Source organism: Methylibium sp. (genome assembly GCF_013817345.1).
Taxonomy (GTDB): Bacteria; Pseudomonadota; Gammaproteobacteria; order Burkholderiales; family Burkholderiaceae_C; genus Methylibium.
Genome location: NZ_JACDCW010000144.1, coordinates 1 through 7,059, shown reverse-complemented (window position 1 = coordinate 7,059; position 7,059 = coordinate 1). Strand labels below are relative to the sequence as shown.

At 65.0% G+C, this 7,059-nt stretch carries 7 protein-coding genes and 2 rRNA genes; 6 read left to right on the top strand and 3 right to left on the bottom strand.

Annotated features, from left to right (window positions below):
• From H0W40_RS18370 to H0W40_RS18350, 5 genes are all read left to right on the top strand, one after another.
• Positions 1-353, top strand: a 23S ribosomal RNA gene (locus tag H0W40_RS18370); the annotation flags it as partial.
• A 113-nt stretch (positions 354-466) separates the two neighbouring features.
• Positions 467-579: ribosomal RNA gene (gene rrf, locus H0W40_RS18365) — 5S ribosomal RNA — on the top strand.
• The gene (locus H0W40_RS18360; protein WP_292449159.1) at positions 571-1,017 is read left to right on the top strand and encodes a hypothetical protein; all 447 of its coding nucleotides are present in this window, start codon (positions 571-573) and stop codon (positions 1,015-1,017) included. The genes rrf and H0W40_RS18360 overlap by 9 nt, the downstream gene beginning before the upstream one ends.
• Before the next feature lie 360 nt (positions 1,018-1,377).
• Positions 1,378-1,929 carry a GMC oxidoreductase gene (locus tag H0W40_RS20100; protein WP_367153844.1) on the top strand — a complete coding sequence of 184 codons (552 nt, stop codon included), beginning with the start codon at positions 1,378-1,380 and terminating at the stop codon, positions 1,927-1,929.
• Positions 1,930-1,967: 38 nt separating this feature from the next.
• Positions 1,968-2,852, top strand: coding sequence for an alpha/beta fold hydrolase (locus tag H0W40_RS18350; RefSeq protein WP_292449157.1), 885 nt, complete (start codon positions 1,968-1,970; stop codon positions 2,850-2,852).
• Here the strand turns inward: H0W40_RS18350 and H0W40_RS18345 are convergent.
• The 3 genes from H0W40_RS18345 to H0W40_RS18335 form a co-directional block, all read right to left on the bottom strand.
• On the bottom strand, positions 2,792-3,643 hold the full coding sequence (locus H0W40_RS18345; protein WP_292449155.1) for a hypothetical protein: 852 nt from the start codon (positions 3,641-3,643) through the stop codon (positions 2,792-2,794). The genes H0W40_RS18350 and H0W40_RS18345 overlap by 61 nt on opposite strands.
• A 139-nt stretch (positions 3,644-3,782) precedes the next feature.
• Positions 3,783-3,926 carry a hypothetical protein gene (locus H0W40_RS18340; RefSeq protein ID WP_292449153.1) on the bottom strand — a complete coding sequence of 48 codons (144 nt, stop codon included), beginning with the start codon at positions 3,924-3,926 and terminating at the stop codon, positions 3,783-3,785.
• A 43-nt stretch (positions 3,927-3,969) separates the two neighbouring features.
• Positions 3,970-5,052 (bottom strand): substrate-binding domain-containing protein, encoded by a 1,083-nt coding sequence (locus H0W40_RS18335; protein ID WP_292449151.1) that lies wholly within the window; start codon positions 5,050-5,052, stop codon positions 3,970-3,972.
• Positions 5,053-5,176: 124 nt separating this feature from the next.
• On the opposite strand from H0W40_RS18335, the gene H0W40_RS18330 reads away from it, so the two are divergent.
• Positions 5,177-6,889: an NADH-ubiquinone oxidoreductase-F iron-sulfur binding region domain-containing protein gene (locus H0W40_RS18330; RefSeq protein WP_292449149.1), complete on the top strand. Its 1,713-nt coding sequence runs from the start codon at positions 5,177-5,179 to the stop codon at positions 6,887-6,889.
• Positions 6,890-7,059 lie beyond the last annotated feature (170 nt).

Genomic DNA, 7,059 nt, shown 5'->3' with positions numbered 1-7,059 from the left:
CTGTTCGCCATTTAAAGAGGTACGTGAGCTGGGTTTAAAACGTCGTGAGACAGTTTGGTCCCTATCTTCCGTGGGCGCTGCAGATTTGAGGAAGCCTGCTCCTAGTACGAGAGGACCGGAGTGGACGCACCTCTGGTGTATCGGTTGTCACGCCAGTGGCATTGCCGAGTAGCTAAGTGCGGAAGAGATAACCGCTGAAAGCATCTAAGCGGGAAACTCGTTTCAAGATGAGATCTGCCGGGGCCTTGAGCCCCCTGAAGAGTCGTTCGAGACCAGGACGTTGATAGGCCGGGTGTGGAAGCGTAGTAATGCGTTAAGCTAACCGGTACTAATTGCTCGTGAGGCTTGACCCTATAACTTTGATGGCGATTTGAGCCGCACCGTTATGCCGTAATGGCGCAATCAAACTGATTTGACTTTACGAATTGGCTCGTCTTGCTTGAAGCAAGATCGGCGACAAGTTAAGCCTGATGACCATAGCGAGGTGGTCCCACTCCTTCCCATCCCGAACAGGACAGTGAAACGCCTCAGCGCCGATGATAGTGCGGGTTCCCGTGTGAAAGTAGGACATTGTCAGGCTATTACGCAGCAAAAATCCCGGTCAGAAATGATCGGGCTTTTTTGTGCTTGTCGTCGAGTAATAAATCTGCAATTAACAAGAGCAAGGCAGGAATCTGGTTATTAGACGGACAGGCTTCTTGGTTCTTTCGCAGCATTTTGCCCGGGTTTGTTTTTAGTCGATCATCTCGGAACTCTATGCATCTCGGCCGTAGCCTTCAACCATGGGGCAGCCCGTATCTCAGCCACATTGTCAGCAGTGATTTGCCGGACGACGGCTGGAACGATACGCACGAATTGCGCATCGCGTCGGCTGAAATCGCCGGGACTGTAAAGCTTCTTGAGAAAGAAGCGCGTGGAGGCGGCATGGCGGGGGGTTGGACGCGAGATCTTGGTAGCTATGAAAAAACGGGACTGCTGATAAACCTTCAGCGCCGCCAGTCGTTCAGCCAGCTCTAGCTGAGCGCTGCGGCGAATGCGCTCTCGCTCGACCGCCTCGAGGCTAGCGGGATCGTCGCGGCCTCGGTCTGTTGCAGAGTTAACAGGATTGTCCTGCGCGCCAATAGACGCGGGCCTCGACCGGCCTGCAAGCGGATGATGCAACATTCGCCCCTATGCAGGCTACCCACCTCGCCCTTGCCGTCCCGCCGCTTCCTTCAAGTCAATCTCGGCGGCGCCACCGTCTTCACTGCGGCAGGAGGGGCTGCATGGCTGTGGCGACCCGATCTGCGCGAAGGTCGACTCACGGACGCCGGTCGGGCCGTTTTTAGAGCAGTCGCAATGCTTGTCCTTTAAGGCAGCCCGACGCCCGGAACTTGCGTGCTCGAACGACACCTTGATTATGTGAGCGAAACCGTCCCTGGTTTTCGGAGAGCAACGCAAGACGAGCTGGTGCGACTGCTAGGGGTGCTGGCCATGGCTTCCGGTCACTTGTGTCTCAGCAGCCTGCCGGTGAATTGGCCGGCTGCGACCGTGTACGAAGACGAGACCGCATTGCGACTCATACGCAGCAGCGACAAACGGCTTCGTCAGCAAGGCCCATCACGCCTTGCGCGACCGCATGAACGCGCGCACGACTACCGCGGTTGGGCAGACGCTAAAGCGGCGATAGGCGCATTGCCGATGAAGCCCAATCTCACCCGTGTAATCAGCGCTCACTCGATAGGCGGCTGCGGGCTTGGCGGCGAGGAGCGGCTCGGCGTCGTGCGGCCCGACGGTCAGCGCTGGCAGCTAAAGAACCTGTGGGTGCGCGATGGTTCGCTGTTCCCGGCGAGCATCGGCGCGAACCTGCTTTCGATTTACGGCATCGTCAACCGCCTGAGCAGCGCGCTTGCGCAACGGCTGAGCGGTTGCGCGGTGCAGCTCACCTGAGCGCCGGCCTCGCAATGCTGGCCCGCCTGCAGCGATTGATGGCTGCTTCGATCGTGTTGGCGTCGCTGGCTTGGTTGGCGGGCGCCTGGGCCCTGGGGCACCCGTGGCTCGCCGTGGCGGGCTTCCTCTTCGTTCTTCTCGGCTACACGCTGGTGCTCGGCACCGAGTTCGTCCTGCTCGCCTTCCTGCACCGAGACGACCCGACGCCGCGTGCCGGCCCGTGGCAGCTGATACGGGCCTGGTTTTGTGAATGCATCGTTGCGGCCCGGGTGTTCGGCTGGCGCCAGCCGTTCCGCTCTCGGGCGCTGCCCGATGTGCCGGGCCGTCCCGGCGTGCGCGGCATCGTTTTCGTGCACGGTTATCTGTGTAACCGCGGGCTTTGGAATCCGTGGCTGAAGCGCTGCATGGCCGTGCAGCAGCCCTGCATTGCAGTGAGCCTCGAGCCGGTCTTCAGCGAACTCGACGCCTATGTGCAGACCGTCGATCGTGCGGTGACCCAGCTAGAACGCGAAACCGGTTCAGCCCCGCTGCTGGTATGCCACAGCATGGGCGGCCTGGTAGCTCGCGCCTGGCTGAGCAGTGTGGCTGGTGCGGACGCGCGGGTTCACCATGTGGTCACGATCGGCACGCCTCATCAGGGCACCTGGCTGGCGCGGCTCAGCCGCACGGCCAATGCGCGGCACATGCGCCCGTCCGGTGATTGGCTGCGTCAGCTGGCGCATCGCGAGCCGGCCAGCCGGGCTGCTAAGTTCACTTGCTTCTACGGGCATGCCGACAACATCGTGATCCCGCCCGCCGCCGCCATCCTGCCGGGTGCGGCGAGTCGCCACCTGAGTCATACCGCTCACATGGCGATGGCGTTTCACCCGGACGTGATCAGCGAGGTCTCGCGCTGGCTCGATGCCGACGGCGCGCTCTCGTGAGCGGCCGATTGACGTGCGAGCGCCCAAGCCAGCGAAAACAGACAGGCCGTCAATGGCAGGTGGTGCAGCGCATGGCCGCTGATGACGCTGCCGCTCGCCGCCCAAATTAGCCGGTCGGCCCAGTCGATGCATTCGGCCGACGCAAACCACATCAGCGCGGCGATCCAGTCGCCGCTGCGCAGATGGCGGCCGGGCAGGCTCCACACGCCCAAAGGCACCAGCAACATCGGCAGGTGCTCCAGCCAAAGCAGCAGCCGGTAGTCGGGCTGGCCCAGCAGCACGTCTGACGCAAACCACAGAAACGCACCGATCGGTCCGCTCGCGAGGGCCACCCGCAAAGGCAGCCGATTTACCCAGCCCATACTGACCCGTTCGGCCAGAAAGATCATGGCAAGAGCTGCGCAGGCGCTGGCAGTCAGCGCTTTCGACAGCACGTAGCCGCCCTCGCTCGGCGTCAAATGATCGGCCATGCTGCCTAGGGTCGCCGCAGTCGCCAGCGTGAAGAATGCCGTCCAGGCGTGGCGCAAAGCGGCCTCGGCGGTGAACCGGCGGGCGCAGAGTGCGCCTGTGCAGGCTGCGACCAGCAAAGGCAACTGCAGCAATACGCTCCAGCCGTTCGTGAGCCCGAGCGGTGTACGCGGGTCGGTCAGACGGTGAGCGTCGGCAACGGCGGTCACGGGACCGAGGGCCAGCAGGCCGACGACACTGGCCAGGACCATCGCTCCCAGGAGGGCCAGCGCACAGCGGGTCGAGAGCTGCTGCGAGATCGGGGGGAGCGTGGCGGTGTTCACCCGTCCGAGTTTGAGCCGTTGCTCGACCCGGCGCATCCTTCCTGCGGGGGACTCCCGAGAAGGAAGGTGCGTGCATCGGCCGGCGCCGCGCCGCGCGGCGCGATGCGCTTGCGCAGCCCGCGTACAAGCCTGCTGCCGTTCAAGCAGCCGGTGCGAACTCCTTCTCACCGGGCAGCACAACGCCGGCGCCCTCGAGCGGCAGGCCGCACACCGCGGTGTAGATCGGTGCGAATTCGGGCGCGGTGACGTCGAACAGCGGCTGGAAGCTGTCGATCACAAACATTTGGCCTGATAGCCGTCAATGCGCAAGTGGCTGCGCATCAGGCTCAATTCGCCGGCAAGGCTTCGTCCACGCCCAACACCCGCCCCGTCTCGCCGGCGTCGTAGCCGACCAGCGAGGCCACCGAGGAGCGGTAGCGCGGTGACTGCATCAGTGCGAGCGCCTGCTTCATCAGGGGTTGCTGCAGCACCGCGGTGGGCACCGCCAGGTAGTAACGCTCACGCAACAGCGGTAGGAAATGCAGGCCGAAGCGCTGCGCCGCCGTCTGCACACCCATGCCCACATCGGCCATGCCGCTGGCGATGTAGGCCGCAACAGCCGCATGCGTGAACTCGGCGGTGGCGTAGCCGTTGATCTCGCCGGGCGCGATGTCCTGCTTGGCCAGCATCAGCTCCGTCAGCATGCGCGTGCCCGAGCCCTCGGGCCGGTTGACGAAGCGCACGTCGGCCCGTTTTAGATCGGCCAGGGAGCCGATCTTCAGCGGGTTTCCGGGGGCCACGAACAGGCCTTGCGAGCGCACTGCAAGGTGCACGAGGCTGTGATCGTTCGAGCGCAGCCACTGCCGGTAACGACGAGCGGCGGGGACCGCGAACTCGCCGATCGGCACATGAAAGCCGGCCAGGTCGCATTCGCCACGCGCGAGCGCCGCAACCGACTCGATGCTGTTTCGGTAGCGCAGTTCGACTGGGATTTTCGCGGCCTCGAGCTGCTCGATCAGCCCGGCCACCGCGTACCCGTGGCTGGCATGCAGCCGAAGGGCAACCGGCGCACGCGCCACCTGCGGCAAGGTGCGCTCGAGTTCGTGTTCCAGCTCCGACGCGAGCGACGAGAGCATCGGCGAAAGCCGCGCCGCGATGCGCCGGTCGGCCCAGATCAGTTTTTCGGCCAGCGGGGTCAAAGTGGAGCCACGGCCGCGACCTGCGTCTACCAGCGCATGACCGAACAGCGCCTCGGCGCGCTTGACCTGACCCCACGCATGGCGATAGGAAAGCCCGGTGCTGCGCGCGGCTTGCGCAATTGCCCCACTCTCCTGAATCGCGGCCAGCAGCGCGAGCAGCGCCGTGGTGTCGACCGCGTCTTCGGCGTTGTGTGAAACGCCCCAGTGGGGCGTGATTTGTATACGCATCATCCGGCTGCCTCGTGCATATATTTTTTCGGCTATTGCGCTATCGTGGAGCAATCAGACGGTAGGGCGGCATATGTGTCCATTTGAGCATAGGCTGACCGCCTGAAGCCCGAGGAATTGCCCGACCATGAATGCATCCGTCATCCCGATCCAAGCCCTGCGAGACCCGGCCCGTCAACTTCGCCGCAGTTCCGGCGAGCGGCCGGTCGACGCGCAGGCGCTGGCAGCGGTGAAAGCCTTGCTGGCGCAGCAGCCCTTGCGGCGAGACCTGCTCATAGAGCACCTGCACGCCATCAACGATCGCTACGGCCAGTTGCGCACCGATCACCTCGGGGCGCTCGCCCACTTGCTCAAGCTCTCGCAGGTGGAAGTGTATGAAGTCGCGAGCTTCTATCACCACTTCGACGTGGTTCGGCCCGATGCCGCCGGCGCTTTCGAAGCCCCGTCCGCGCTGACGGTGCGCGTGTGCGACGGCATTGCCTGCGAGCTGGCCGGCGCGCAGGATCTGCTGGCGCGGCTGCCGGCACTGCTGGGCACCGAAGTGCGCGTGATCGCTGCGCCCTGCATCGGCCGCTGCGAGCAGGCGCCTGCTGTGGTGGTGCATCAGCATCCATTGGCGCATGCCACGCCCGAGTCCGTGCAAGCCGCGGTGAAGGCCAAGGCCACGACCCACGAGCCGGCGCCCTACACCGGCCTGGCGAGCTACCGCGAAGCCGGCGGCTACCGCACGCTGAGCGAATGCTTGTCGGGAGACCGCCCGCTCGAGTCGGTGCTGCAGATCATGGAAAGCTCGGGCTTGCGCGGCCTCGGCGGCGCAGGCTTTCCGGCCGGGCGCAAGTGGCGCATCGTGCGCGGGCAGCCGGCCCCCCGGCTGATGGCGGTCAACATCGACGAAGGCGAGCCGGGCACCTTCAAGGACCGGCACTACCTCGAGCGCGACCCGCACCGCTTCATCGAGGGCATGCTGATCGCCGCCTGGGCGGTCGGCGTGGACGCTGTCTACGTCTATCTGCGCGACGAGTACCACGGCTGCCGGACGCTCCTCGAAACGGAACTGGCTGCGCTGAAAGCCAACCCGCCGATGCCTGACATGCCGGTCATCGAGCTGCGCCGCGGCGCCGGCGCCTACATCTGCGGCGAAGAGTCCGCGATGATCGAATCGATCGAAGGCAAGCGCGGCATGCCGCGCCTGCGCCCGCCCTACGTGGCGCAGGTCGGCCTGTTCGGCCGGCCCACGCTCGAACACAACTTCGAGACGCTCTACTGGGTGCGCGACATTTTGGAAAAGGGCGGCGATTGGTTTGCCGGCCAGGGCCGCCACGGCCGCAAGGGCCTGCGCTCGTTCTCCGTGTCCGGCCGCGTGGCCAAGCCGGGCGTGCATCTGGCGCCGGCGGGCATCACGCTGCGCGAACTAGTCGACGAGTACTGCGGCGGCATGCTGCCCGGCCATGAGCTTTACGCCTATCTGCCGGGCGGCGCTTCGGGCGGCATCCTGCCGGAAGCGTTGGCCGACGTGCCGCTCGACTTCGACACCCTGCAGCCGCACGGCTGCTTCATCGGCTCGGCCGCAGTGGTGGTGCTCTCGAAGCACGACCGCGCGACCGATGCCGCACGCAACCTGATGAGTTTTTTCGAGCACGAGAGCTGCGGCCAGTGCACACCTTGCCGTTCCGGCACCGCCAAGGTCCGCGAGCTGATCGCGAGCGACCGTTGGGACCTCGGCCTGATCGCCGAGCTTTCGCAAGTGATGCGCGACGCCTCGATCTGCGGCCTCGGTCAGGCCGCCCCGAACCCGGTCGACTGCGTCGTCAAGTATTTTCCCCACGAGCTGGCTTCCTGACCCGGGAAGCGCTCGGCACGGCAGTACCCCTGCCTTACCGGAGACCCCATGAACGCCCCTCTGATCTCACGACTGCTCGCACCCCAAGTGGCGACGGTGGAACTCACGCTCGACGGCCGCACGGTGACCGCGCGCGCCGACGAAACGATCTGGACCGTCGCCAAGCGCGA

What these genes read in the sequence shown, in the direction of transcription:
- H0W40_RS18335 (WP_292449151.1), bottom strand. Translation starts at nt 5,052, where the DNA reads ATGATGCGTATACAAATCACGCCCCACTGGGGCGTTTCACACAACGCC.
- H0W40_RS18350 (WP_292449157.1), top strand. Translation starts at nt 1,968, where the DNA reads ATGGCTGCTTCGATCGTGTTGGCGTCGCTGGCTTGGTTGGCGGGCGCC.
- H0W40_RS18340 (WP_292449153.1), bottom strand. Translation starts at nt 3,926, where the DNA reads ATGTTTGTGATCGACAGCTTCCAGCCGCTGTTCGACGTCACCGCGCCC.
- H0W40_RS18330 (WP_292449149.1), top strand. Translation starts at nt 5,177, where the DNA reads ATGAATGCATCCGTCATCCCGATCCAAGCCCTGCGAGACCCGGCCCGT.